This window comes from Pseudomonas putida, from assembly GCF_028682175.1.
GTDB classification, from domain to species: Bacteria; Pseudomonadota; Gammaproteobacteria; order Pseudomonadales; family Pseudomonadaceae; genus Aquipseudomonas; species Aquipseudomonas putida_AD.
Window position 1 is genome coordinate 139,486 of sequence record NZ_JANHKS010000008.1, and the last position, 25,616, is coordinate 165,101.

Sequence of the window (25,616 nt, forward strand, 5' to 3'; positions counted from 1 at the left end):
ACACCCGTAGCAGTCCGGCTTGCGGGAGTCGGCGATTTTGAGGGCGCCGTTGCAAGCAAGCCATGCCGCTACCGGTGGCTGCCTTCCCAACCACCACCCAGCGCCAGGAACAGGTCGATCTGTCCCATCGCTACCTGGGTGTTGGCGGCTGACAGCTGGGCGGTGACGTCGGTGTAGGTGCGGGTCGCCTGCAGGTCGGCCAGGAAGGATTCGCGGCCAGCCACGAAGAAGCGGTGGATCTGGTCGGCGGCCTGTTTGGCGGACTGTTCGGCGTCGGCCAGGGCGTCGCGGCGTTCGAGCAGGGCGGTGTATTGCGACAGGCTGGTCTGGGCTTCGCGGATCGCATTGAGCACCACGCCATCGAAGTGCGCCAGGGCCGCCTGGTTCGAGGCTTCGGCCATGTGGATGCGGGCGCGGGCGCCGTTGGACGGGATGGTCCAGTTGATCACGCCGCCAAAGCCCCAGCGGTTGGTCGAGGGCTCGCCCAATTCCTTGAGGATGCCGACGGTGCCGACGGTCGCGCCGATGCTGATGTCCGGATACAGCTCGCCGGTGGCCACGCCAATCGCGGCGCTGGACACTGCCAGGCGGCGCTCGGCCTGACGCACGTCCGGGCGGCGTTTGAGCAGCGCGGCGCCGTCACCAACTGGCATCACCTGGGCGATATGCGGCAGCTCGGCGCAGTCGGCCACGCCCTTGGGCAATTGCTCCAGCGGCTTGGCCAGCAGCATCGACAGGCGGTACAACCCGGCCTTTTGCGCCGCGTCATAGCGAGGCAGTTCGGCGCGCAGGGATTTGAACTGGGTCTGCGTGCGGGTCACCTGCGTTTCGTCGCCACGCCCGGCATCGCGCAGGCGCTGGGTCAGGTCGACGCTCTGTTTTTGCAGGTCCAGCGAGTGCAGGGCGATGTTGCGTTCTTCATTGGCCGCGCAGATTTGCGTGTAGGAACGCACGACATCGGCCACCAGAGTGATTCGCGCCGTGTCCGCCGCCGCCTGGGCCGCATCGGTGTTGGCCTGGGCCGCTTCGATACCCCGCTGCAGCACGCCGAACAGGTCGAACTGGTAAGAAGTGGTCAGGCCGACGTCGGCGACGTTGGCAACCGGGACTTTTTCCGGCAACAGAAACGCCTGCCCGGCTTCCTGCAGGCGCTGGACTCCGGCCTTGGCGGTGTTGGTAAAACCACCGGCGGCATCAGCTTCGTCGGTCTGGTAACGGGCGCGCTGCAGGTTGGCCGCCGCGACGCGCAGGTCGGTGCTGGACACCAGCGCCTGACGCACCAGTTCGTCGAGTTTCGGATCGTGATACAGCCGCCACCAGTCCGCTGGCACCGGGGCCGACACCACGTTCGACGACGATCCGGCGATCTCGCCCTGCAGGTCCGCGCGGTTCACGGCGGCGTCCTTGGGCAGTTTGTAATCGGGGCCAACCACAGTGCACGCCGACAGGAGCATGCCTAAACCGACGGTCAGCAGCCGCGCGCTGTGTTTCATTGCGCGGCTCCTTTGTCGTTGGCCTTGGCCTCGTCGATGATCGACACCGTGGCGGTACGCCCGGCGATCATGCGGAAATCCTGCGGCACTTCGTCAAAGGCGATGCGCACCGGAATCCGCTGGGCCAGACGCACCCAGCTGAACGCCGGGTTGACGTTGGGCAGCAGGTTCGAGCCGCTGCTGCGGTCGCGGTCTTCGATACCGGCGACGATGCTCACCACGTGGCCGCGCAGGCGGGCGTTGTCGCCGATTACGCGGATGTCCACGGCCGAGCCGATGTGGATGCCGTCCAGCTTGGTTTCTTCGAAGTAGCCGTCGATGTGGTACGAGGCGCTGTCGACCACCGACAGCACCGGACGCCCGGCACTGACGAACTCGCGGTCCCGTGGCGCACGGTCGTTGAGGTAGCCGTCCACCGGGCTGCGGATCACCGAGCGATCCAGGTTCAGTTGCGCGGCATCCACCGCCACCTGGGCCTCGTTCAACGCCGACAGCGCGCGGGCTTCCTTGGACTGGCTTTCTTCCAGTTGCTCGCGGGCCACCAGGTTGCCCAGGCCACGGTTGCGCTTGTTCTCGCGCTGGGCCTGTTCCCAGGTCTCCTTGCGCTCGGCCACGGTCGCCTGGGCCTGGCGCAGGGCCAGACGGAAGCGGTCCTGGTCGATGGTGAACAGCACCTGGCCCTTGGTGATCGCCTGGTTGTCGGTGACCGAGACTTTCTCGATCAGCCCGGACACGTCCGGGGCGATCTGGATCACGTCGGCACGGATATGGCCGTCGCGGGTCCAGGGCGCGTACATGTAATACATCACCATGCGCCAGACGACGATGGCGGCGAGGATGACGACCAGCAGTGTCAGGACCACACGGCCCAGAGTCAGTAGAGGTTTTTTCATTTCAGCTCATCAGGTAGCGACTGAGGGTATCCACAACGCCGAGCAGCAGGGCGTACAGACCGACGTTGAACAAAGCCCGGTGCCAGACCAGGCGGTAGAAGTGGACACGCGACAGCACGGCGTGGACCACCAGGAAAATCACATAGGCGATGCCCATCAGCACCAGAAAGGTCGGCAGGAAAATCCCGCTGATATCCAGATCACCAATCACAGTGGCGCTCCATCGATGCCATACGGCGGTTGTTCTTCTTGCTCGGCGAGCACGTCGACGATCTCCACTCCCGGCAATAACGCCAGGCGCAGGCCGCTCAGGGCGTGCAACAGGTGCAGGCGCGACTGGTCGTCGCCCATCCAGTCGAAGGTCAGCGAGCGGCGCGCGCGGTCCATGGTCATCAACAGGCCCTTGGGCGCAGGCAGGCGCTCGTGGGCTTTGAGGCAGGCGCGGAAGTAGCTGCCCACTTCATCGATGACCTGGCGCAGCAGTTGATGCGGCACCGCTTGCACCCGCGGCAGGTACGCCAGCAGGTCGAGCATGTTCAGCGCCACGCGCACCTCGCGCACGGCGATGCTGGTGTCCTGGGCGGTAATGGTCAGGCGCGGCAAATGCTGCATCAGGCGGTCGAGCATGCGCACGCCCATGCGCCGGTGTTCGGCCAGGGTGGCGTCTTCGCACAGGGTGACGATGTCGCGCCAGGCCGAGCGGGTCAGGCGCTTGGCGGCCACTTCGGTGCCGAAGGGCCGCACGACGAGGGTCCAGACAAACGCAAACGCCAGACCCGCAGGGCCAGCCAGGTTCGAGTTGAGGAAGTTCAGGAAGTCCGCGTCGTAGGCGCTCTGGATGCTGATGAACGACGAGGTGTTGACGATGGTCAGCAGCGTGCCCAGGTAGAACTTCGGCTGCACGGTCAGGGTGCCGACCACGATGAACGGCACGGCGAAGGCCAGCACCAGCATCGGGAAATCGTGCAGGTTGGGCAGCACCACGAACAGGTAGAGACTGGCGAAGATCACCGACATCAGGGTCCAGAAGAAGAACCGGTAGATCTGCGGCGCCGGATCGTCCATCGCCGCGAAGAAGCTGCAGGACACGGCCGCAAGAGCCACGGCACTGGCGCCGTCCTGCCAGCCAAGGAGAATCCACAGCACGGAAGCAACGATGATCGCGCTGACCGAAGTGGCCACCGAATACAGCATCATGCCCTTGTCCAGGAACGGCGACAGCCGGCCCAGACGCCAGTGGCGGTACACGGCGCGCCAGGGAGAATGGTCGTCGGTTTCGATGGCGCATTGCAGGGTGCGGCAGTCCTGCCACAGGTCGATGAATTCGCGCAGGCGATAGAGCACGGTGGACAGCAGCAACTGGCGGCGGTCATCGACCTGGGCGGCGGTCGGTTGCAAGCGGTCGAGTTCGTCGTGCAGGGCCTGCCAGTATTTCTCGGGGGCGCTGGAAGCGGTTTTCTCCAGCCAGTCGCGGCACTCGATGACCAGCGGCGCCACATCGGCCACCAACTCTGGCGTGCGGCGTTCGAGCGCCCACAGGGCATCGTCCAGCGCGTCGATCACCGGCAGCAGATGGATCATGCGCCCGCGCAGTTCGCGGATGTTGCGCATGGTCTGCGGATGCGCGCCCTCGTGAGGCAACTGGCCGATCATCAGCTCAAGTGTGTTGAAGGTGCCGACCATGGAAGTGCGCAGCCCGCCGATGGCCTCGGGTGTCGCGTTGCGCGCCAGGAACAGATCGCTGTAGGTCGAGGCGTCCTTGAACCATTTGCTCATCGAGTCCACCAGCACCGGGGCTAGGCGCCGAGGCCAGAACATCGCCCCGACCACGGCGGCGCAGACGATGCCCAGAAAGATCTCTTCGGTACGCGATACGGCGATGTCGAACACGGCTTGGGGGTTGTCCACCACGGGGAAGGAAATCAGCGGCATGGTATAGCCAGCCAGCATCAGCGCGTAGCTGTTGGCGGTGCGCAGGTGCAGGGACAGGAAGAGCAGGGTGCCGGTCCACAGGGCAATCACCACCGCCAGCAGAAAGGGCGTCTGCACGAACATCGGCACCACCAGCACCGACGCAGCAGCCCCCAGCAGCGTGCCGGCTGCGCGGTACAGGGCTTTGGAACTGGTGGGCGCGACGAAGGGGCTGGAGACGATGTAGACCGTGGCCATCGCCCAGTAGGGACGCGGCAGTTCGAAGATCAGCGCCAGGTACAGGGCCAGCATGGAGGCGGCGAAGGTGCGCACGCCGTAGAACCAGTCCCGGGATGGCGGCACGCCTTGGAAGAAGCCTTTGAACAGCGCGCTCAAGAGGACGACTCCGGGGTGATCGACGTGGCCCGGGCAATCGCCTTGAACACCCGCTGAGTGGCTTCCAGATCGGCAGGGTCGATGTCGGCGAAGACCTCGCGGCGCAGGCGAATCAGCTCGGCCTCGATGGAGTTGGCCAGCGCGCGACCTTCGGCGGTCAGGCTCAGGGCCTTGGCGCGGCGGTCGGTGGGGTCTTCGGTGCGCTGCACCAGGTTGGCCTTGCCCAGTTGATCCAGCAGGCGCACCAGCGAAGGGCTCTCCAGCCCGCACGCCTGGGCCACCGTGACCTGGCGCACACCTTCACCCAGGCGCGCGATCATCAGCAGGGGGCCTGCGCAGGCCTCCGACACGCCGCTGTTCATCAGCGTGGTCTGACACACCCGGCGCCATTGACGGGAAGCCGCGACCACGCCGCCGGTGATGTGCATTTGCAGTGAGTCTAGAGTCATCGAAGGTGCCACTGGTTGATCGATTGAGAAAAGCTTTTGGTTAGGCTGTGAATGATTAGTCGCTGTATTATTAGCTTGCTAACTATTAATATCCAGTAACAAAGTTATTTCGTCAAATGAAAAAGTGCCCGTAGCAGCACGGCTTGCCGGCGGGGCGGTGTGTCATCTGGACTATTTTTACCTGACACACCGCTCCCGCCGGCAAGCCGTGCTGCTACGGATGATGTGCCGACCGTCTGTCGGGGATTTGGAAAATATCCCGGTCGATTTTGGAACTTGCCTCAGAGACGCTTCAAAAAACTGACGCATACGCCATGCCCGATATCCGCCATGTTGGTTAAAAAATGGCCAATCGGCTGTTTGAATTAATTGATATCAAACCGGCATCATTCACAGATTTTTGAGCGATTCCGGCGGTTTCTTGACTGATGCCATCGCTAAAGATCAACCGTTTCAGCCGATAGCAAAGGCGACAGGAAACCGGGCGCACAACCCCGGTCCAGACACATCCCTTTGCTGGTGCGCAATGCGCACCCACGAGCGCAACATGATCGATCTCGCCACCTGGAATCTCTCGGTACCCGTCGGTACACCCGCCGTCACTGTCGACACCGCCAAACTGGTCGGCGGTTATCAGGATGGGTATTTCCGTTCCGGAGACACGCTGTTTTTCTGGGCACCGGTGACCGGCTCAAAAACCGACAACGCCATCTACCCGCGTACTGAACTGCGCGAAACCTATGCCAACGGCGCGGTCCACAACTGGACCTACACCCAGGCCGACAATTTCCTGCGTGCGGCGCTGACCGTGGACCAGGTGCCGTCGTCGGGCAAGATCGTCATCGGCCAGATCCACTGCTATGGCAGCACCGAGCCGCTGATCAAGCTTGAGTACCAGTACAAGGAAAAAACCGCGACCGGCAATATCGTCGCCAAGTTTCGCCTGACCCCGACTTCGGAGCCCGAAGTGATCCAGATCGCCACCGGCGTGCGGCTCAAGGAACGCTTCACCTACACCATCCACCTGACGCCCAGCGGCGACCTGACCGTCAACGCCCACGAAATGCAATGGGGCACCCGACTGGACCAGACCTGGAATGGCAAGCAGCTGTATTTCAAGGCAGGCGTCTACACCCAGGACAACACCGGGTATGCGACCGAAGGCGGCGCGGCAACGTTTTACAAGTTACAAATTTCCCACGACAAAAAAGCGTAAACTCGATCCCGTAGCAGCACGGCTTGCCGGCGGGGGCGGTGTGTCATTTAGAAATTTTTACCTGACACACCGCTCCCGCCGGCAAGCGGAGCGCCGCCCGGCCGGGCTGCTACGGTGCGTAGGGATTCAGGATTTGGGGAAGATCAGGGAAAAGCAGATCCGCCCTGACGCGGGCTGGTTCACCGTGACCTTGCCGCCATGCAACTGCATGATCGCCGCGACGATGGCCAGGCCCAGGCCGTTTGAGTCGGAGCTCTGGTGACGCGAGGCGTCGGCGCGGTAGAAGCGGTCGAAGAGTTTGCTCAACGCCGACTCACTCAGCACCGGCCCCTGGTTTTCCACCTCGATCTGGCAGCCATCAGCCGCATTGACCACCCGAACATCAATCCGGCTGCCTTCGTCGGCATAGCGAATGGCGTTGGCCACCAGGTTGCTCAGCGCCCGGCGCAACAGCAGTGGGTCGGCATCCAGTCGGCCGTCGCCTGCGATGTTCAGGGTCATCTGCCGCTCTTCGGCAAGACCCTCGAAATACCCGGTCACGCGCTGCAGCTCATCCTCCAGCTCCAGCGGCTGACGGTTCAGCGCCGCCTGGGCGTCGTCGGCGCGAGCCAGGAACAGGATGCTCTCGACCATGCGTGAGATGCGTTCCAGTTCTTCAAGGTTGGAGGCCAGCAGTGCCTGATACTCATCGGCACTGCGCGGCTGGCGCAGCGCGACCTGGCAATGCCCCATCAACGAACCCACCGGGGTGCGGATTTCATGGGCCAGGTCCGCCGAGAACTGGGTCAGGCGCTGATAGCCGTCGGCCAGGCGGTCGAGCATGGCGTTGTAGGCGTCGCTCAGTTGCTGCAATTCGACCGGGGTGTCGCGGCTTTCCATGCGGCTGTCCAGCCGGGCCGGGGTGATGGCGGTGGCGTGGGCAGCCATCCGCCGCAACGGGCGCAGGCCACGGCGCAGCAGGAGGTAGCCGAGCAGGGCGGTCACGACGAAGGCCAGCGCGACGGCGAACAGGATGCGGTTGCGAAAGTTGGCCAGGGTGGCCATTTCCTTGACTGCCAGGTGCGCTGCAGTGAGGTTCACCACCTTGCCGTCGGATAGGGCCTGGGCGGTGGCAGCACGCATGGGAATCTCGTCCGGCCCCACGGCGGCGCCGCGCATGTCGTCGGTGCTCAAGGGCTGGCCGACGCCGACCACCGGCATCTCGGGCAGCGCAGCCTTGAGCGGATTGACCATGATGACCGGGGTCTTTCCGGGCTCGGCGATGATGAAGATGTCGTCCTCGCTGTCGAGCATGTTTTCGAACAGTTGCGGGCTGCTACGCAGGGTTTCCAGGCTCAGGTCGTACTGCAACAGTTTGCGAAAGTGATCCAGGCGCGCCAGCACCGCATGATCGCTGCGGGTCATGACCGAGGCTTTCATGGTTTCGTACAGGTACATCCCGGCACTGGCCACGGCGAGCATCGCCACCACCGCAAACGCCAGGGTGGAGCGCAGGGTCAGGGATGGCTGGCGTCGGGCTCGCATGGCCGCACCTCGCACACATAACCGATGCCGCGCACGGTGTGGATCAACTTGACCGGGAAGGGCAGGTCGACCTTGCTGCGCAGGCGCTTGATCGCCACGTCGACCACGTTGGTGTCGCTGTCGAAGTTCATGTCCCACACCTCCGAGGCGATCTGCGCCCGGGACAGCACGTCGCCTTCGCGACGCAGCAACAGGTGCAACAGGGCGAACTCCTTGTTGGTCAGGGTGATGACCTGCTGCTGGCGCGTGACGCGGCGCCGCAGCAGGTCCAGTTCCAGATCGGCCAGATGAAAGTGATCGGCCTCGCGCACCACGCCCCGGCGCAGGATGGTGCGGATGCGCAGCAGCAGTTCGGTAAAGGAAAACGGTTTGACCAGGTAATCGTCGGCACCCAGTTCCAGGCCGCGAATTCGGTCGTGAAGCTGGTCCCGGGCGGTGAGAAACAGCACCGGCACATCCTGCTTGCCGCGCAGGATCTCGATGATCTGCCAGCCGTCGATGCCCGGCAGCATCACGTCCAGCACCAGCAGGTCGTAGCGGTTTTCCAGGGCCATGTGCAGGCCGTCGGTGCCGTGCTGGGTCCAGTCGACCTTGTAGCCGGACTCGCTCAGGCCCTTCTTGAGGTACTCGCCGGTCTTGGTGTCGTCTTCGATCAGCAGGATGTGCATGTAGAGGTGACGCTCGCAGAATTTGGCCGGGGCCGTACGGCTGGATGCCCCGTGGAATGCGGAGTGTAACCAACTGGCGGGGCGAGGTCGGTTACATTTTTGTCATGGGCGCAGGCGTCGGGCGAATGACAAAAATGTCATTGGCCGGTCATGGTCCAGTACCGGTTGGCGATCAACTATGGTTATCAGTTACGCAGCGACAACACATTCCCATTCGTTCTGAAACCTGCCTCAAGGAATGCATCGATGAAGATCAAGACTGCACTGTCCACCACCTTTGGCATGCTGATGCTCAGCGCCGCGGTCATGGCCTCCGCCGCCGACACGCCGGTGGTCAAGCCACTGCGCGGCACGGTCGACAGCGTCGAAAACAACACCCTGAATTTCACCACCCGCACCGGCGCCCATCAAAGCATCGGGCTGACCGACAAGACCGGCGTGCGTCTGGTGTCCAAGGCCGACATCGCCTCGATCAAGTCCGACAGCTTCATCGGCTCGGCGGCCACGCCGCAGGCTGACGGTACGCTCAAGGCGCTGGAAGTGACGGTGTTCGAAGCGAGCCTCAAAGGTAGCGGTGAAGGCCACTACGGCTGGCAGAACGCCGATGGCAGCACCGGCACCATGACCAACGGCACTGTCGGCAAGCTGACCAACGCCAACGGCCGTACCCTGAGCGTAAGCTACAAGGGTGGCGAGAAGCAGCTGGTGGTGCCGGAAGACGTGCCGATTGCGTACGTGGAAGCAGGCAAGGTCGATGAGTTGGTCAAGGGCGCCAAGGTTGTGGTGTTCCCGGCCGAAGACGGCAAGACCGCCCGTGGTGTAGCGGTCGGCAAGGATGGGTTCCAGCCGCCGATGTAACAGGCGCTGATATGCGCCCGTAGCAGCGCGGCTTGCCGGCGGGAGCGGTGTGTCAGGTAAACATTAATCAACTGACACACCGCCCCCGCCGGCAAGCCGTGCTGCTACGGGGTGTTTCAACGTGGTAACGAGTGTCAAACCATGAAAAAAACCAGAATTCACCCCTGGCCCGTTCGCCTCACGCACTGGATCAACGCCTTCGGCATGGTCTGCATGTTCATGAGCGGCTGGGCGATCTATAACGCCTCACCCCTGTTTGCCTTCTCATTCCCCCGGGATTTCACCCTGGGCGGCTGGCTTGGCGGGGCGCTGGCCTGGCATTTCGCGGTGATGTGGCTGCTGGTGTTCAACGGCCTGGCCTACGTGCTGTATGGCCTGTTCAGCCGCCACTTCAAACGCGACTTGTTGCCCGTCTCGCCGACGGCGGTCAAGCGCGACCTGCTCGATGCCCTGCGCTTTCGCCTCAAGCATGAGAAGGGCGTGTACAACGCCGTGCAGCGGCTGATGTATTGGCTGGTGCTGGCGGCGGGCGTGCTGATCGTGGTGTCGGGCCTGGCGATCTGGAAGCCGATCCAATTGCAGGAGCTGACAGCGCTGTTCGGCGGCTATGACTTCGCCCGCTTCGTGCATTTCGGCGCGATGGCAGCCATCGGTGCGTTCGTCGTGGTGCATCTGGCGCTGGTGTTGCTGGTGCCCAAGACCCTGTTGCCGATGATCACCGGCGGGGTGCGGCCAGTGGAAAACGGGAAGACTGAACATGATTGAGCCCAAGAAACGCGCGATCCAGCGCATCCGCCTGGAGCCTGCCCAACAGACGCAACTGGAAAACCTGCAACGGCGGCATTTCCTCAAAGGCGGCCTGACCGTCGGCGCCATGGCCATGCTCAGCGGCTGCAACCTGCAGGACGGCGATCAGGTGGACAAGGTGCTGTGGTCCATGTCGCGCTGGAACGACCGGGTCCAGGCCTGGCTGTTCAGCGGGCAGAAACTGGCGCCGACCTTCAGCAAGGACAAGATCCGCAACCCGTTCCCGTTCAACGCCTATTACGCCGAGGACGACATCCCCGACCTGGACGTGGCGGACTGGAAGCTCGGCGTGTCAGGGCTGGTGCGCGACAAGGCGCCATGGACCCTCGATGGCCTGCGCAAACTGCCACAGCGCACCGACATCACGCGGCTGATCTGCGTCGAAGGCTGGAGCGCGATAGGGCAGTGGGGCGGGGTGCCGTTGCGCACCTTCCTTGAGCATGTCGGGGCGGACACCACGGCCAAGTTCGTCGGCTTCAAGTGTGCCGATCGCTACTACTCAAGCCTGGACATGCCCACCGCGCTGCACCCGCAGACGCTGCTTGCCCTGGATTTCGGCGAAGTGGCGCTGCCACCGTCCTACGGCTATCCGCTGCGCATTCGCGTGCCGACCAAGCTGGGCTTCAAGAACCCCAAGCACATCGTCGAGATCTTCGTGACCAACGACTATCCGGGCGGGTATTGGGAAGATCAGGGGTATAACTGGTTTAGCGGGATTTAAGCGCCACACGCCCTCTGTAGGAGTGAGCTTGCTCGCGATGCGGTATGTCTTACACGATCTCATCGTCAGACACTCCGCCATCGCGAGCAAGCTCACTCCTACAGGGATGCGGGTCGTCTGTGAATTCGCCTCGCCAAACAAAAAGCCCGCGTACCGACCGATCGGTACGCGGGCTTCTTGTTTTCCCGTAGCAGTCCGGCTTGCCGGCGACGGCGATCTGAAGGGCGCCGACGCCGGCAAGCCGGACTGCTACAGGTATTACCGCACTCAGTTCAGACCGAGTTTGCCACGCATCTGCGACAGGTCTTCAGCCAAGGTGTTGACCGGGCCAGCCAGGGCCTTGCGGTCGGCTTCCTTGACCTTGTCGTAGGTCTCGTAGCCGCCGTCCTTGGTCTTGTACTTGGCCAGGATCTTGTCCACGGTGGCGAAGTTCTTGTCGACCTTGGCGACGAACGCAGCGTCAGACTTCTGCAGTTGCGGCTTGAACAGGTCGACGATTTTCTTCGAGCCGTCAACGTTGCCCTGGAAGTCATACAGGTCGGTGTGGCTGTAACGGTCTTCTTCACCGGACAGCTTGGTCGCAGCGACTTCTTCCATCAGCGCGGCAGCACCGCCCACCACTTTCTCTGGCGGGAAGGTCATGTCGGCAATGCGCGATTGCAGCTCTTTGACGTCAGCCAGCAGCTTGTCGGCGAATACGGCCTGATCCTTGGTGGTGTTCTGCGAGAACAGGGCGTGCTCCAGACGGTGGAAACCGGTGAAGTCGTCAGCCTTCACGCCGTTTTCGTGGTCGTCTTCGCGGGAGTCGATCGAGGCGTCCAGGTCACTGAACAGCTCGGCGATCGGCTCGATGGACTCGTAGGAAACGCGAGTGGTCGGGAACAGCTTCTTGGCCGTTGCCAGATCGCCTTTCTTCACGGCGTCGGTGAATTTCTGGGTCTCTGCCACCAGTGTGTCGACGTGCTCCGACACGTAGATCTTGTAGTCCGAAACCGGCGTTACCAGATCCAGTGGCGCGGTAGCCGCGAACACCGATGGGGTCTGCAACAAGCCAAGGGTAACCAACAGCGCGAGAGGCGACTTTTTCATGGAGCTCTTCCTGTGAGGTAAGGGTTGTCAGGCAGTTTTTGTTTTTACAGCGGCGGCAGCGGCCAGCAATGACCGGCCAATGAAATCGTTGTTGTCCACGACGCCCGGCAGGGTGAAGAAATAACCGCCGCCGGTGGGCTTGAGGTATTCCTCCAGCGGCTCGCCGTTGAGCCGGGTCTGGACGGTGATGAAGCCTTTTTCCAGGTCCTGCTGGTAGCAGATGAACAACAGCCCCATGTCCAGCTGGCCGTTCTTGTTGACGCCGTTGGAATAGTTGAACGGACGACGCAGGATCAGGTTCTTCTGGGTGTCTGCGGTGCGCGGGTTGGCCAGGCGGATGTGCGAATCCAGGCGGGTGATCTTGCCTTCCGGGTCCTTCTTGTAATCCGGGACGTCGGTTTCGCTCTTGCCATCCATCGGCGCGCCGGCAGCCTTGGTGCGGCCGAAGATCGACTCCTGCTCCTGCAGCGGCGTGCGGTCCCAGCGCTCGACGAAGTTGCGGATGATCCGCACCGCCTGATAGCTGCCGTTGACCGCCCAGGCCGGCTCGTCGCTGCCCGGCTGGACCCAGACCAGTTCGTTCATGGTCTTCTGGTTGTTGGAGTCCGGGTTGGCAGAACCATCACGGAAACCCAGGAAGTTGCGCGCGCTTTCCGGCTGCTGACCCGGCTTGAGCGGGGCCTGGGCCGGCACGGTGCCTTCCTGTTTCCAGCGCACCATGAGCAGGTCTGGCAGGTTCTTCACGATGTCGCGCAGGGCGTGGATGTTGCTGTCCGGCGCGTTGGAGCAGAACTGAATGCTCAGGTCGCCGTGGCAGCAGGCGGCTTCCAGTGCATCGTTGGGGAAGCCGACCATGCGTTGCAGGCGCTTGGGTTTGACCTGTTCCAGGCCGAAGCGCTCGTCGAACAGCGAGTCGCCCACCGATACGGTGATGGTCAGGTTGTCGGGCGTCACCACAGGGCCGAGGATGCCGGAATCCAGCGGCGGCAGCTTCGGATCGACCTGGGGCACCGGGCCGCCGGTCATCAGGAAGGCGATGCGGTCGTTGAGGGTGCGGAACATGCGCTCCAGGTCTTCGCGATCCTGGGCCAGCACGTCGAAGGAGACCATCATCCCGGCCACCGGGCGCGGGGTGACGATGCCGCTCTGGTGCACGCCGTGGAAGTCGTTGTGATCCTGGGTCTTCTCGCTTTTCGGCGCTTCGGTCACTTGCGCAGGGGCAGGCTGTCCCGAGGTACTGCCGGCCAGGGCATTGCTGCTCAGGCTGGCACCGGCAATGGCGGCGCCGGCAGCGCCCAGACCGAGCAGGACACGACGGCGTTCAGCGGAAATCGGCGCGTTGGATGAATCAAAATCTTTCATGTTGGAGGCTTACTTCGCTCTGGTTTCAGGGCCGGGCGGATGCGTCGAACATCCGCCCGGGGGCGCTTACAGGCCGGTAAGGCCCAGGGCCGGATCGATTCCATCGAGTGCATCGGCCAGTGCCTTGGCCTTGTCCGAAATCTGTTTCTTCTGCTCGCTGCTGACCTGGTCGTACGGCTTGTAGCCGTCGTCGGTCTTGAGCATCAGCAACTGGTCGTCCAGCGCTGTGGTCGCGTCGTCGATCTTCTTGAGTACGTCGCCCGAGGTCTTGCTCAGCAGAGGGCGCAGCAGGTCGACGACCTTGCGCGTGCCTTCAAGGTTGGCGGCGAAACCTGTGACATCGACGTGGCTGTAGCGCTCTTCCTCGCCGTTGCTGCGGATCTCGGCCAGGCTTCTGATGTTGCGCACCACCATGCTCGCCAGTTGCTCGGGGGCGATGCTCTGGGCCAGCAGTTGTTCTTTCAGGGAGGCGATGTCGCTTTGCAGTTTCTGCACGACAGGCGCCAGGCCATCGACCGACTTCTGCGAGAACAGGCCGAATTCGATGCGGTGGAAGCCGCCGAAGCCTGGGTCCTGCTCGCGTTTTTCGAAGTAGTCGGCGCGTGCGTTGATGGCGTTGTCCAGTTCGGCCAGACGCTGGGCGGCCGGGGCGATGCGCTGGTAGGCAGCGCGGGCCGGGGCATATGCCTGCTGGGCCTTGGTCAGGTCGCCGCTTTCGATGGCTTGCTGCAGGTCGGTCACGGCGCGGATCAGCGCGCTGCTGCGGGTGCTCAGGTAGACGCGGTATTCGGACAGCGGCCCGATGAACGCCACCATCGAAGGCCGGGCCTTGGCGGCCGCTTCGGATTCTGCGGTCGGGGTCACGTGCAGGGTGCCGCGCGGGTTGCTCAACAGGCCGCAGGTGATGGCGTAGTCGCCCGGTTGCAGGTTGGCGTTGATGATCTGGCTCAGGCCCGGAACGATGTTCTCACGCTCCTCGACCACCAGCACGCCGTCGAGGATTTCCCATTCCACGGCCCGCTCGGAGGCGTTGACGATACGGAACGCATTTTTGCCTGCCGGTACGGTGATTTCGTTCGGCTCGCAATTCTTGGCGTGGATGGTGACCACGGTTTCGTTGCCGCTGTTGGCCACGCGCTTTTTGTGCGCCGCCTGGGATGCGAAATAGAACATGGCGCCTGCCGCGATCATCAGCAGTACCGAGCCTGCGACGGCGAACTGCAGGGCGCGAGGTGGCTTGGCTTTCTTGGGCGGAAGGCCGTTGGGACTGGAGGTCATGGTTGCCCTTATTTGTTCGAAACTGAAGTGGAGTGGCCGTGTTCATGGGCAGGCCGGGTGGGCAGACTCACCACCTTGGCCTGCGGCTTGAAGAACAGGACCAGTGCGAAGACCAGATAGGCCAGGTAGGCCACCAGCACGCTGACGCTTGGCGCATCCTGATAACCGAACATGCCGGCCAGTACCGAGCCGGTCGGGCCGTCCATCGGCAGGATCGGGCTGATGTCGAAGACCACTTCCTGGAAGTAGTTCCAGATCCCGGCTTCATGCAGCGAGCGCACCGAGTTGGCGAGGATGCCCGCCGCCACGATGAGGATGAACAGGCCGGTGTAACGGAAGAACATGCTCAGGTTCAGGCGCATGCTGCCCTTGTAGATGGCGATGCCGATGGCCACGGCAATGATTAGGCCCAGCAGCGCGCCCAGCGGGCCGGATGCGCCTTCGCTCTGCTGGAACACGGCCAACAGGAAGAACACGGTTTCAAGGCTTTCGCGGGCCACGGCGAAGAACACCATGGCGATCAGGGCGTAGGTCTGGTTCCTGGAGCCGGCGAGGGCGGCGTCCAGCGACTGATGGAGATCATGCTTGACCGACCGCGCGACCTTGCGCATCCATACAACCATGGAGCTGAGGATGACCACGGCGATCAGGCCGACCACACCTTCGAACAGTTCCTGTTGCTTCTGCGGGAATTCGGCGCTGACCATTTCCAGGCCGCCGCCGACGAACAGCGCCAGCGCTGCCGCGAGGAAGACCCCGATCCATACGGCTGGCATCCACTCGCCACGGCCGGTCTGCTTCAGGTAGCTGGCGATGATGCCAACGATAAGCGCGGCCTCAATCCCCTCGCGCAACATGATCAAGAATGGAACAAGCATTTATCACCGAAGTAAATCTGATAGGGTGTGCAGCGTGAACGCGTACTGGAGCCATTCGCATTCAGCCAATGTGTAACATAATGATACTCATTATTGAATGAGCATACTTGTTTTTTTGCTTTTTTCAGGATTTGTGCAGGTGTTCAGGTGGCGTTCAGCCATGGGGCAGCTGCAAGCTTAAAGCCGCAAGCTGCAAGAGGGATTTGCGTTGTGCCGGGACCCCGTAGCAGCACGGCTTGCCGGCGGGAGCGGTGGAACAGTTGAACAATTCTTGGCTGACACACCGCCCCCGCCGGCAAGCCGTGCTGCTACAGAGTTACCGCTGGCAGAGATTTCTTCATCAGGTCGGCGAATCGTGTCGCTGCGGGGCTCAAGCCAAATCCCGTGCGGGTTATCAGGCCAATCTCCCGGTTCACCCCCGCATGCTCGATGCGCACCTGCACCAGGTCACCCCGGCCTTCGTCGGCGGATTCCGGGAGCAGCGTCATACCCAGCCCCTGTCGCACCAGGGCCATGACCGTGGACATGTAGTTCGCTTCCAGCCCCGGCGTCAGAATCAATCCCTCGTCGGCAAAGAGTTGTTCCACCCGTTCACGCACGCTGCTGTCGCGGCCGGTGAGGATGATCGGTTGCCCGGCCAGTTCAGCCAGAGCAATCGAACCGCGCTCGGCCAACGGATGGTCCAGCGGCACGAACAGGCTCAGCCGGTCCATCATCACCACCTCGAATTCCAGCCCGTGGCTCAGCCGGGCCCGCACCCCCAGGCCGAAATCCACTTCGCCTTCACGCACCAGCGCGTCGATGCGCTGGGCCACCACGTCCCGCAGTCGCACTTCGACGCCCGGAAACTGCTCGCGGAAGGTTTTGAGGATCGGCGGCAGAGCGCCTGAACACATCGAGGGCAGGGCGGCGATGGTCACCACGCCCCGGCGCAGGGCGGCCAGATCCCTTGAGCCGCTGACGATGTTGTCCAGATCAAGCAGTAGCTTCTCCATCGGCCCGCGATTGTTCTGCCCGGCAGCGGTCAGGCTGACATGGCGCGGGCTGCGTTCGAGCAGGGTGACGCCGAGCCAGTCTTCCAGTTGCTGGATCTGAACGGTCAGCGCCGAGGGCGAGAGGTTCAGCTCCACCGCCGCCTTGGCAAAGCTGCCGCTGTTGGCCACGGCCAGGAAGGCGCGGATGTGTTGGATGGAATTCTTCATAGTTTCAGTCTCTCGCCGCAGTTGGTAGCAGCACGGCTTGCCGGCGGGGGCGGTGGGTCAGTTGAAAAATTCTTGGCTGACACACCGCTCCCGCCGGCAAGCCGTGCTGCTACGGGTTGGTCTTATCGTTCTGAATTTACGAATGTGCGCCTGCGAACATTTCAATTTACAAATCTTACCCCCGTTTTGATACTCGATGAAAACAACAACAGCTCATTCCATGCACTGCGCAGAGGAATGACCAAGGATCCGTCCATGCCCGCCACGCTCGGTGTCATTACTATTCTTTGCTTGCTCGCCGCCGTCATGAGCAAGCGCCTCTCGCCCCTGGTCGCGTTGATCGCCTTGCCGATCATTGCCGCATTGATCGGCGGTTTCGGCCTGCAGACCAGCGCCTTCATCATCACCGGTATCAAGAACGTCGCGCCCGTGGTCGGCATGTTCGTGTTCGCCATTCTGTTCTTCGGGGTGATGACCGACGCCGGGATGCTTGACCCGATCATCGACCGCATTCTGCGCACAGTCGGCACCCGCCCTACGCGCATCGTCGTGGGGACCGCGCTGCTGGCGTTGCTGGTGCACCTGGATGGCTCCGGCGCCGTGACCTTTCTGGTGACAATTCCGGCGATGCTGCCGCTGTACACCCGGCTGGGCATCGACCGCAGGATCCTGGCCTGTGTCGCGGCGATGGCCGCAGGGGTGAACTTCCTGCCCTGGACCGGCCCGGTGCTGCGTTCCTCGGCGGCGTTGCATGTGCCAGTGGCCGATCTGTTCCAGCCGTTGATTCCGGTGCAGATTGTCGGCCTGGCATTCGTCTTCATCAGCGCCTGGTTGCTGGGCCGTCGTGAAGAAAAGCGCCTGGGCCTGGGCAAGGGCGTGAACGTCGATGTCGTGCCCCAGCGGGTGCTGAGCGAGCAGGAAGAAGTGCTGCGCCGTCCGCGTCTGTTCTGGCTCAACCTGCTGCTGACCATCGTGGTCATGGCGGTGATGATTGCCGGCTGGGTCGATCCGGTGGTGATGTTCATGGTCGGCACCGTGCTTGCGCTGTGCATCAATTACCCCAACGTCGACGCCCAGCGGGCGCGTATCGATGCCCATGCCAAGACCGCCCTGACCATGGCCAGCATTCTTCTGGCGGCCGGGGTGTTCACCGGCATCATGCAGGGCACCGGGATGCTCAAGGCCATGGCCGAGGTGGCGGTGGCGCAGATTCCGGCCGGCCACGGCAAGTTGATTCCGATGGTGGTGGGCTTCCTGTCCATGCCGCTGAGTCTGTTGTTCGATCCCGATTCGTTCTATTTCGGCGTGATGCCGGTGATTGCCGAGGTGGGCCGCACCCTGGGCATCGACCCGCTGCAGGTGGCCCAGGCGTCGCTGCTGGGCGTGCACACCACGGGCTTCCCGGTCAGCCCCCTGACGCCTGCGACCTTTCTGCTGGTAGGCCTGTGCAAGATCGAACTGGCGGACCATCAGCGCTTCACCATCCCGTTCCTGTTTGGCGCCTCGGTGCTGATGACCCTGACCGCCCTGCTGCTGGGAGTGTTTTGAATGAAGACCCTACGTATTGGCGCCGGCGCCGGCTATTCGGGCGACCGCATCGAGCCCGCGGTGGAGCTGGCCGACAAGGGCGAGCTGGATTACCTGGTGTTCGAATGCCTGGCCGAACGCACCATCGCGCTGGCGCAACAGGCGCGGCTGGCTGACCCCGAGGCCGGTTTCGACCCGCTGCTGGCCGAGCGCATGCGCCGGGTGCTGCCGTTCGTGGCCCGTGGACGTGAAACCGGGCAGCGCCGCTTGCGCATCATCAGCAACATGGGCGCGGCCAACCCTCTGTCGGCCGCGCGTGAAGTGCGGCGCATTGCAGCCGAGTTGGGGCTGACGGGACTGGTGGTCGCAGCCGTGACCGGCGATGACGTGCTCGCGCAACTGCCTCCCGAACAGTTGCTCGACAACGGCGCCACGGTCGGTTCACTGGGCGAGCGGCTGATTTCCGCCAACGCTTATCTGGGCGCCGAGGGCATCGTCGAAGCGCTCAAGGCCGACGTCGATGTGGTGATCACAGGGCGCGTGGCGGACCCTTCATTGTTTCTCGCGCCACAGCTGTTCGAATTCGGCTGGGCTCATGACGACTGGACGCGGCTGGGACGCGGCACCCTGATCGGACATCTGCTCGAATGCGCGGGGCAGATCACCGGCGGCTATTTTGCCGATCCGGGGGTGAAGGACGTGCCCGATCTGGCACGCCTGGGTTTCCCGCTGGCCGAAGTGGACGCCGAGGGCAGGGCGGTCATCAGCAAGGTCGCAGGCTCTGGCGGGCGTATCGACACCGCGACCTGCACCGAGCAGATGATCTACGAGGTGCATGATCCCGAGGCGTACCTGACGCCGGACGTCACGGCTGATTTCTCCGGTGTGTCGTTCAGCGTCATCGCCGCCAATCAGGTGAGGGCCGACGGCGCCAATGGTCATGCCCGCCCGCAGACGCTGAAGGTGTCGGTGGGTTACCTGGATGGCTGGATCGGCGAGGGACAGATTTCCTATGGCGGCCCCGGCGCCCTGGCCCGCGCGCAGCTTGCCCGTGAGGTGGTGCTGGAACGTTTGAAGCTCACCGGCGTGGTGTGTGATGAAGTGCGTGCCGACCTGATGGGCGTCGATTCGCTGCACGGCGCCGAGTTGGGTGCACGCGCAGGTGGCGAGCCGTGGGAGGTGCGCTTGCGGGTAGCCGGTCGCTGCGCCGACAAGGCCCAGGCGGTGCGTATTGGCAACGAAGTGGAAACCCTCTACACCAACGGCCCCTATGGCGGCGGCGGGGCAACCAAGGGGGTGCGGCAGGTGGTGGCGGTGGCGTCGCTGTTGCTGCCCCGTGATGCGGTCACGCCGCAGGTTCATCTGGAGGATGCATCGTGAGTTCAGTCAAATTACGCGAGCTGGCCCATTCCCGTACCGGTGACAAGGGCGATACCTCGAATATTTCGGTGGTTGCGTTCAAGGCAGAAGACTATCCGCGCCTGGTCGAGCAACTGACCGCTGAGCGTGTGGCTGCCCACTTTGCCCAGTTGTTGAACCCGGAAGCCGGGTCGGTACGGCGCTATGAACTGCCCAACGTGCAGGCGCTGAATTTCGTGCTGCCGGGGATTCTCAAGGGCGGGGTGACAAGATCCCTGGCGCTGGATGCCCATGGCAAGGCGCTGGGGGCTGCGTTGCTGGATATCGAGATCGAAGTCTGACCGAGATCAATTGGCATGACGCAGATCCATCGCCATGGCACAGATTCACTGTAGGAGCGCGCTTGCCCGCGACGGCGGCGTGTCAGATATATCACCGGCCCAGGCACGGCCCTGTCGCGGGCAAGCGCGCTCCTACAGTGGTGATGCAGTGTGTCAGTTGATGAAGGTGGAGCCGATGGACCGCCGTCGCGGGCGAGCGCCCCCGCAGGGTTCAGTGTCAGTCTCGGGATTGGCGATTCTGCAAAAACACCACATACCCCCGAAACCACGGGCTGCTCTGCAAATACTCCGGCGCCGTCCAGTCCCCGCCCTGAATCAGACCAACCTTGAACGGCAACCCAAGCCGGCTCATGCGGGGCAGGTAGGCGGCGTAGTCTGGGATGCTGTGGCGGCCCTGGTAGGTCTGCACCACCACTTCGTCCACCACGCCCTGCAACTGGGCGATGGCCTGCGGGTCGGCGTTGCTGCTCCAGTCCATCAGCCCGGTGATGCTCAGCTTGTAGCGGGCGGGCAGGCGTTGGCGCAGGTCCTTGAGGAAGGTCACGTACTCTTGCAGGTAGCGAGTGCGGGCGTCGAAATCGATCTGCACGCCGGTCACTGCATTGCCTGCCTGCTGCCAGCGCGACACCTGCCCCAGTAACTGGCTGTACACCGATTCCGGCCAGCGCAGGGTGTGGGCGCGGTAGACGATCCACAGGTCTTGTTGCGGCAGGCGGCGCACGCCCATGCCCTGGGCGATGAAGTCTACCCGCTGGCGGTCATGGCGGGGCGCGAAGATCTGGCCCTGCAACACATACAGCGTGCGCGCCTGATCCAGCACCGGCTGCGAGGCGACGCCGCTCCACAGCCAGAACGCATCGTGGTCCCGCGCATCCACTGCCGCCCAGGCCGGGCTGCTGGCGAGCGTTGCCAGCAGCAGTGCGATCAGCCGCCTCTTCATTACCAGTAGTACTGCAGCGACTTGCTCCACGACGTGGCGGCGTAGGTGCTCTTCAACTGCTTGAACCAGCCTTTGCGCACCGACTGCGCCACGTCCTTGCCGCCGCAGCTGTTATAGCCCGAAGGCGCGTAGCAATTGATGGCGCGGTACAGCGCGTAGGCCTTGTCGTCGCGGGCCGCGGCGCTGTTGGCGATCACCGCCTGATAGCCGTCCAGACGCGAGAACACCGGCCCTTTGAACCCCGGCTCGCTGCTCGCCAATTGCGGCGCGGCAGGGCGTTGGTCCAGGGGCATGCTGTCCAGGCCGTTGCGCAGGATGAACTCGCCCAGGCAGTTCAGGCCCTTGGGGTCCTTGCCGTTGGCCTGCAAGGCGGCAGCGGTTTCGCCGATGCTCGGGCAGGCGTAGCTGGACTCGGCCTTGTCGCCGTTCCAGCGGAACAATTGCAGGCTCTGCCCGTCGCCGTAGACGTAGCCCAGGCTGGTGCCGAGCTTTTCTTCGGAAGCCTTGGCCGGCAACGCCTTGAGTGCTTCAAGGAAGGCCGGGTACTGGCCGTACAGCAGATTCTTGTACAGCAGCACGAACTGCGCGGTGGCTTTTTCGGTGGCGCTGATGCCCTGGGTGATCTGCTGGTGCAGCAACTCGTTGCCCGCAACCTTGCCCAGCAGGATCAGGCGCACTTGCGCCGACTGGATCGGCGAGTCAGCGGCAAAGACCTTTTCCAGTTGGCCGCTACGTTCGTAGTTCATCGCCAGGGCCAGTTCCAGTTGGTCCCGTTGCAACGGCTGCTTGGCCTGCGGCAACAACTTCAGCCACAGGCTCTGGGCTGCGGGCAGGTCGTTGCTCGCTTCCAGTGCAAGGCCGCGCAGGGTCTGTTGGCTGAAGGCGAAATAATCGAGGTTGTCGGGAATGTCCTTGGGCAACAGTTTCAGCGCCTCGGCCGGGTTCTTCTCGATATAGAACGCGAACACCGCTTGCAAGTAATCGAACATCGCCGGTTGCTCGGCAAACACAACCTTGTGCGCCTGCAATTGTTCGCGGGTCATTTTCGACGCGCCGTCCGGGCGCATGAGCATCAGGTCATGGGTCGCGGTCAACAGCGGGCTGTCGAGCTTGTCGGGCGCGGCCATCAGCAGCTTGTTGTCGGCCTCCTGAATCAGCGCGTCCATCGAGGCATTGCGCTGTTGGTCTTCGGCCTTGGTCAGTTGCCAGTCGTAATCGCTGGCGAGTTTTTCGCTTTCGCCTGCCAGCCAGTGCACACGCCGCAGCAGGCCCTTGGCTGAAATCGCGTAGGTGCCTTTCGGGTAGGCGCTCAGGTACTGGTCGAACGCCTGTGCGACCTTGGCGTAAGGCGCAGGGTCCATGTTGTCCTTGCGCGTGCCGTACTCGTCGAACGCATCCTGCTGGGCATCGTTCAGGCGGGTGCGGGCGATCATGTACAACGCGGTTTCCTTGAGCCATGGCTGGGCACTGTCGGCGAGGCTCGCGAAGCCGTTTTCGGCGTCGGCAAAATGACCGCTGTAGAAGTCCGAAGCGGCTTTGAGGTAAGTGAGAAACCCCAGGCCCTCGGCCGACTGGATGCCGGTGGGCAGCAGTGCTGCCAGTTTCTCGCCTTCCCAGGTGCAGGCGTCGAGCAGTTGCACCCGGCTGCGGGCCAGGCTCTGGCGTTCGGCATCGGGCAGAGCAGCGCTGGCCTGCAGCTGGCCGATGAACTGCGCGGCGCTGTCATCGCGGTTGCTGCGGCAGCGGCTGCCTTCGCCTTGCAGGAAGGCCTGGCCTGCGCTGTCGGTGGAGTCGCGCTTGATGCCGAGTTTCTCCAGCAACTCGCCCAGCGCGGCCTTGCCTGACTCTTCGCTTTCGTCACCCTCGATCTGTGCGATGTCCAGCCGCGCCACGGCGAATGGCACCGGGCCGAACCCTTCGGCCAGCTCGTCTTCGCCCAGGGCGTTGGGCTTGATTTCCAGCGCCTTGCGGTCGGCGAGCAATAGCCGCAGGTTGACCCGGCTGTCGTTGCCGGGGGTGAGGAATGCCAGGTTGTTGCAGACATCCAGCGAGTCGCGCAGCAGCGACCAGTTGGGGTAGCAGGAGTCGTCACCGCTGGCCTGAGCCTGGCCGCAGAGGGTTGCACCGATGAGCAATGCAAGAGGAGTCAGGGAGCGGGTACGCATGAACAATCCTTGATTTCGCTACGCAGGAGGAGGGTGGAGCGGGGCGAATGATACAGCTTGTTTTCGAAAGCGGGATTGATGGCGATTGGCCTGCTCGTCGTCCTCGTCCAACGCGACCCGTAGCAGCACGGCTTGCCGGCGGGAGCGGTGTGTCAGTTGAAAAATGTCCGACTGACACACCGCTCCCGCCGGCAAGCCGTGCTGCTACGGGAACGTGGTCGTCAATTTTTTTCAAAAAAACAGGTGAGGTAAATCCCCTCGGCATCCGTGTAGTGAGAATCAGATTCGTTTCCAGCGAACGCCATCACTACTCGACACCCAGGGTTTTCCGTTCATGACAGCCTCATCCGTTTCTCCCGCTTTTCGTCCCGCCTCCCTGTTGGGAGTCTGTTCGGCCACGGCGCTGCTGTGCTCGCTGGGCATGAGTTCCGTTGCCCAGGCTGCGGAAATGCAGCTGGACGCCGTCAACATCGACGCCAGCTCCCAGCGTGAAATCAGCGAGACCGAGCACAGCCGCACCAGTTATCAGGCGCGCAAGGCCTCGGTTGCCACCCGTACCGAAACGCCGCTGGTCGAAGTGCCGCAGACGGTGAACGTGGTCACCAACCGGGTCATCGAGGACCGCCAGCCCAACAGCCTGGACGAGGCGATCAATGCGGTCAGCGGGGTCAAGCAGGGCAACACCCTGGGCGGTACCCAGGATGCGATCCAGAAGCGCGGCTTCGGCACCAACCGCGACAACTCGATCATGCGCGATGGCATGCAGTCGGTGCAGGCACGCAACTTCACCCCGACCACCGAGCGCATCGAAGTGCTCAAGGGGCCGGCCTCGATGCTCTATGGCGTGCAGGACCCGGGCGGGGTCATCAACGTGGTGACCAAGAAGCCGCAACTGGAGGCCGCCCATTCCATCTCCGCGTTCGGCACCAGCTTCGGTGGCGGCGGCGAGCAGATCGACCTGACGGGCCCCATCGGCACCAACGGCCTGGCCTATCGCGTCATCGCCGACAAGCAGAACTACGACTACTGGCGCAATTTCGGCAGCATCGACCAGTCGGTGATCGCACCGTCCCTGGCCTGGTATGGCGACGACACCACGGTCTCGGTGGCCTATGAGCACATGGAATATTCGGTGCCCTTCGACCGTGGCACGCAGATCAACACCAGGACCGGCAAGGTGCTGGACATCCCGCGCAATCGCCGTCTGGACGAGCCGTTCAACGTCACCACCGGGCGCTCCGATTCCCTGGACCTGCGCATGGACCACCGCCTCAACGACACCTGGACCCTGCGCACCGGCTACGCCTACAGCCGCAACTACTACAACGACTATCAGTCGCGCTTCATCTCGGCCAACTACACCACCGGTGCCGTGACCCGCCGTGGCGATGCCACCCGTGATGCCGTGCAGTTCGCCCACACCGCCACCGTCAACATGCTCGGCAACCTGTACTGGGGCGATATTCGCCACGAGGTGCTGTTCGGCGCCGACTACATGAAGAACGACCGCGAGCTGGGCGACCTGTACCGCAGCGCCAACCGCACCGATTTCAACTACAACGCGCCGGTCTATGGCGTGACCCAGCAGCCGAGCACGGTCAGCGCGCCGAACAGCGACCAGACCGATCACCTGCGCACCCACGCGTTCTTCGTCCAGGACGCCATTCACCTCAACGATCAGTGGATCTTCCAGGCGGGCCTGCGCTACGACGCCTTCGACGAGATGACTGGCAAGGGCCGGCCGTTCGTGGTCGGCGCCGATGTCAAGGACAGCAAGGTCGTGCCCCGTGTCGGGCTGGTGTACCTGATTCAGCCGGACTGGTCGGTGTACGGCAGCTACACCGAGTCGTTCCGCCCCAACACCTCGATTGCCTCGCCCATCGGTGATTTGCCGCCGGAGGAGGGCAAGGCCTACGAGATCGGCACCAAGTTCCAGAACGATGCGATCACTGCCACCGTGGCGCTGTTCAACATCAACAAGGAAAACGTGCAGACCAGCGAGCCCTGCGGCACCGAGACCTGCACCCGGGTGTCGGGCGAGGTGCGTTCGAGGGGGCTTGAGGCGGACATCACCGGGCAGATCAACGAGTTCTGGAGCCTGACCGGCAGCTACGCCTACACCGACACCAAGGTGCTGGAAGACCCGATTCTCAAGGGCCAGCCGCTGGACGGCGTGTCGAAACATACCGGTGCTTTGTACCTGACCCGCGACTTTGGCCATGTGGGCATCGGTGACCTGCGCGCCGGTGCCGGTGCGCGGTTCGCCAGCCGCTGGGGCGTGAACGACGGCGCGGGGAAGGAGTACTACCTGCCTTCGTCGAAAGTGGCCGATGCCTTCGTTTCCTACAAGATGAAGCTCGACGAACGCGACCTGACCCTGCAGTTGAACCTCAAGAACATGTTCGACGAGAAGTACTACACCTCGGCCAGCGGCTTGGGTTCGCCGGCGATTTCCATCGGCGAACCGCGCCAGTTGGTGGCGCGGGCGAAGCTGGACTTCTAAGCCGCACAGATGACCCCGTAGCAGCACGGCTTGCCG

22 protein-coding genes are annotated in these 25,616 nt (G+C 63.3%); 8 read left to right on the forward strand and 14 right to left on the reverse strand.

The features are described from left to right. Positions 1 to 68: 68 nt before the first annotated feature. From NPS29_RS08500 to NPS29_RS08520, 5 genes are read right to left on the reverse strand one after another with little or no spacing between them, the layout of a single operon-like run. A complete protein-coding gene (locus NPS29_RS08500) occupies positions 69 to 1,493 on the reverse strand; it encodes an efflux transporter outer membrane subunit (protein ID WP_274131966.1) in 1,425 nt (474 codons plus the stop codon). Next, complete coding sequence (locus NPS29_RS08505) at positions 1,490 to 2,386, reverse strand: efflux RND transporter periplasmic adaptor subunit (protein ID WP_274131968.1); 897 nt, start codon at positions 2,384 to 2,386, stop codon at positions 1,490 to 1,492. Before NPS29_RS08505 ends, NPS29_RS08500 begins: the two co-directional genes overlap by 4 nt. Position 2,387: 1 nt before the next feature. Beyond that, entirely contained in the window at positions 2,388 to 2,597 is a 210-nt protein-coding gene (locus NPS29_RS08510; RefSeq protein ID WP_274131970.1) for a DUF1656 domain-containing protein, read from the reverse strand. Next, a complete protein-coding gene (locus NPS29_RS08515) occupies positions 2,594 to 4,684 on the reverse strand; it encodes an FUSC family protein (RefSeq protein ID WP_274131997.1) in 2,091 nt (696 codons plus the stop codon). The genes NPS29_RS08510 and NPS29_RS08515 overlap by 4 nt, the downstream gene beginning before the upstream one ends. Before the next feature lie 5 nt (positions 4,685 to 4,689). Then, on the reverse strand, positions 4,690 to 5,142 hold the full coding sequence (locus tag NPS29_RS08520; protein WP_274131972.1) for a MarR family winged helix-turn-helix transcriptional regulator: 453 nt from the start codon (positions 5,140 to 5,142) through the stop codon (positions 4,690 to 4,692). 547 nt (positions 5,143 to 5,689) lie between these two features. Here NPS29_RS08520 and NPS29_RS08525 point away from each other — a divergent pair. Beyond that, positions 5,690 to 6,358: a polysaccharide lyase family 7 protein gene (locus tag NPS29_RS08525; protein ID WP_274131974.1), complete on the forward strand. Its 669-nt coding sequence runs from the start codon at positions 5,690 to 5,692 to the stop codon at positions 6,356 to 6,358. A gap of 126 nt (positions 6,359 to 6,484) precedes the next feature. On the opposite strand, the gene NPS29_RS08530 is transcribed toward NPS29_RS08525, so the two are convergent. Both NPS29_RS08530 and NPS29_RS08535 read right to left on the reverse strand, forming a co-directional pair. Then, complete coding sequence (locus tag NPS29_RS08530) at positions 6,485 to 7,882, reverse strand: heavy metal sensor histidine kinase (protein WP_274131976.1); 1,398 nt, start codon at positions 7,880 to 7,882, stop codon at positions 6,485 to 6,487. Then, the gene (locus tag NPS29_RS08535; protein WP_274131979.1) at positions 7,855 to 8,550 is read right to left on the reverse strand and encodes a heavy metal response regulator transcription factor; all 696 of its coding nucleotides are present in this window, start codon (positions 8,548 to 8,550) and stop codon (positions 7,855 to 7,857) included. Before NPS29_RS08535 ends, NPS29_RS08530 begins: the two co-directional genes overlap by 28 nt. Before the next feature lie 252 nt (positions 8,551 to 8,802). On the opposite strand from NPS29_RS08535, the gene NPS29_RS08540 reads away from it, so the two are divergent. The 3 genes from NPS29_RS08540 (at position 8,803) to NPS29_RS08550 (ending at position 10,936) form a co-directional block, all read left to right on the forward strand. Next, on the forward strand, positions 8,803 to 9,408 hold the full coding sequence (locus NPS29_RS08540) for a hypothetical protein (RefSeq protein WP_274131998.1): 606 nt from the start codon (positions 8,803 to 8,805) through the stop codon (positions 9,406 to 9,408). 141 nt (positions 9,409 to 9,549) lie between these two features. Then, positions 9,550 to 10,173, forward strand: coding sequence for a cytochrome b/b6 domain-containing protein (locus tag NPS29_RS08545; protein WP_274131981.1), 624 nt, complete (start codon positions 9,550 to 9,552; stop codon positions 10,171 to 10,173). Continuing rightward, positions 10,166 to 10,936: a molybdopterin-dependent oxidoreductase gene (locus NPS29_RS08550; protein ID WP_274131983.1), complete on the forward strand. Its 771-nt coding sequence runs from the start codon at positions 10,166 to 10,168 to the stop codon at positions 10,934 to 10,936. The genes NPS29_RS08545 and NPS29_RS08550 overlap by 8 nt, the downstream gene beginning before the upstream one ends. A gap of 267 nt (positions 10,937 to 11,203) precedes the next feature. Here the strand turns inward: NPS29_RS08550 and efeO (NPS29_RS08555) are convergent, their stop codons facing one another. The 5 genes from efeO (NPS29_RS08555) to NPS29_RS08575 form a co-directional block, all read right to left on the reverse strand. Then, entirely contained in the window at positions 11,204 to 12,025 is an 822-nt protein-coding gene (gene efeO, locus NPS29_RS08555) for an iron uptake system protein EfeO (RefSeq protein WP_274131985.1), read from the reverse strand. Positions 12,026 to 12,052: 27 nt separating this feature from the next. Beyond that, positions 12,053 to 13,387 carry an iron uptake transporter deferrochelatase/peroxidase subunit gene (gene efeB, locus NPS29_RS08560; RefSeq protein ID WP_274131986.1) on the reverse strand — a complete coding sequence of 445 codons (1,335 nt, stop codon included), beginning with the start codon at positions 13,385 to 13,387 and terminating at the stop codon, positions 12,053 to 12,055. A 66-nt stretch (positions 13,388 to 13,453) separates the two neighbouring features. After that, on the reverse strand, positions 13,454 to 14,665 hold the full coding sequence (gene efeO / locus NPS29_RS08565) for an iron uptake system protein EfeO (RefSeq protein ID WP_274131987.1): 1,212 nt from the start codon (positions 14,663 to 14,665) through the stop codon (positions 13,454 to 13,456). 8 nt (positions 14,666 to 14,673) lie between these two features. Beyond that, on the reverse strand, positions 14,674 to 15,543 hold the full coding sequence (gene efeU / locus NPS29_RS08570) for an iron uptake transporter permease EfeU (protein ID WP_274131988.1): 870 nt from the start codon (positions 15,541 to 15,543) through the stop codon (positions 14,674 to 14,676). 308 nt (positions 15,544 to 15,851) lie between these two features. After that, positions 15,852 to 16,745 (reverse strand): LysR family transcriptional regulator, encoded by an 894-nt coding sequence (locus NPS29_RS08575; RefSeq protein WP_274131989.1) that lies wholly within the window; start codon positions 16,743 to 16,745, stop codon positions 15,852 to 15,854. A gap of 255 nt (positions 16,746 to 17,000) precedes the next feature. Between NPS29_RS08575 and NPS29_RS08580 the strand changes: the two genes are divergently transcribed. Genes NPS29_RS08580 through NPS29_RS08590 form a run of 3 tightly spaced genes read left to right on the forward strand, consistent with a single transcriptional unit; the run spans position 17,001 to position 19,972 of the window. Beyond that, positions 17,001 to 18,293 (forward strand): CitMHS family transporter, encoded by a 1,293-nt coding sequence (locus tag NPS29_RS08580; RefSeq protein ID WP_274131990.1) that lies wholly within the window; start codon positions 17,001 to 17,003, stop codon positions 18,291 to 18,293. Next, entirely contained in the window at positions 18,294 to 19,652 is a 1,359-nt protein-coding gene (locus NPS29_RS08585; RefSeq protein WP_274131991.1) for an acyclic terpene utilization AtuA family protein, read from the forward strand. After that, the gene (locus tag NPS29_RS08590; RefSeq protein ID WP_425312467.1) at positions 19,649 to 19,972 is read left to right on the forward strand and encodes an AtuA-related protein; all 324 of its coding nucleotides are present in this window, start codon (positions 19,649 to 19,651) and stop codon (positions 19,970 to 19,972) included. The genes NPS29_RS08585 and NPS29_RS08590 overlap by 4 nt, the downstream gene beginning before the upstream one ends. Positions 19,973 to 20,189: 217 nt before the next feature. Here the strand turns inward: NPS29_RS08590 and NPS29_RS08595 are convergent, their stop codons facing one another. Together NPS29_RS08595 and NPS29_RS08600 are read right to left on the reverse strand one after the other, a co-directional pair. Then, on the reverse strand, positions 20,190 to 20,912 hold the full coding sequence (locus NPS29_RS08595) for a DUF3142 domain-containing protein (protein WP_274131992.1): 723 nt from the start codon (positions 20,910 to 20,912) through the stop codon (positions 20,190 to 20,192). Then, positions 20,912 to 23,077 (reverse strand): outer membrane assembly lipoprotein YfiO, encoded by a 2,166-nt coding sequence (locus tag NPS29_RS08600; protein WP_274131993.1) that lies wholly within the window; start codon positions 23,075 to 23,077, stop codon positions 20,912 to 20,914. The genes NPS29_RS08595 and NPS29_RS08600 overlap by 1 nt, the downstream gene beginning before the upstream one ends. A gap of 376 nt (positions 23,078 to 23,453) precedes the next feature. Between NPS29_RS08600 and NPS29_RS08605 the strand changes: the two genes are divergently transcribed. Continuing rightward, positions 23,454 to 25,580: a TonB-dependent siderophore receptor gene (locus NPS29_RS08605; RefSeq protein WP_274132000.1), complete on the forward strand. Its 2,127-nt coding sequence runs from the start codon at positions 23,454 to 23,456 to the stop codon at positions 25,578 to 25,580. The last annotated feature ends 36 nt before the right edge of the window (positions 25,581 to 25,616 follow it).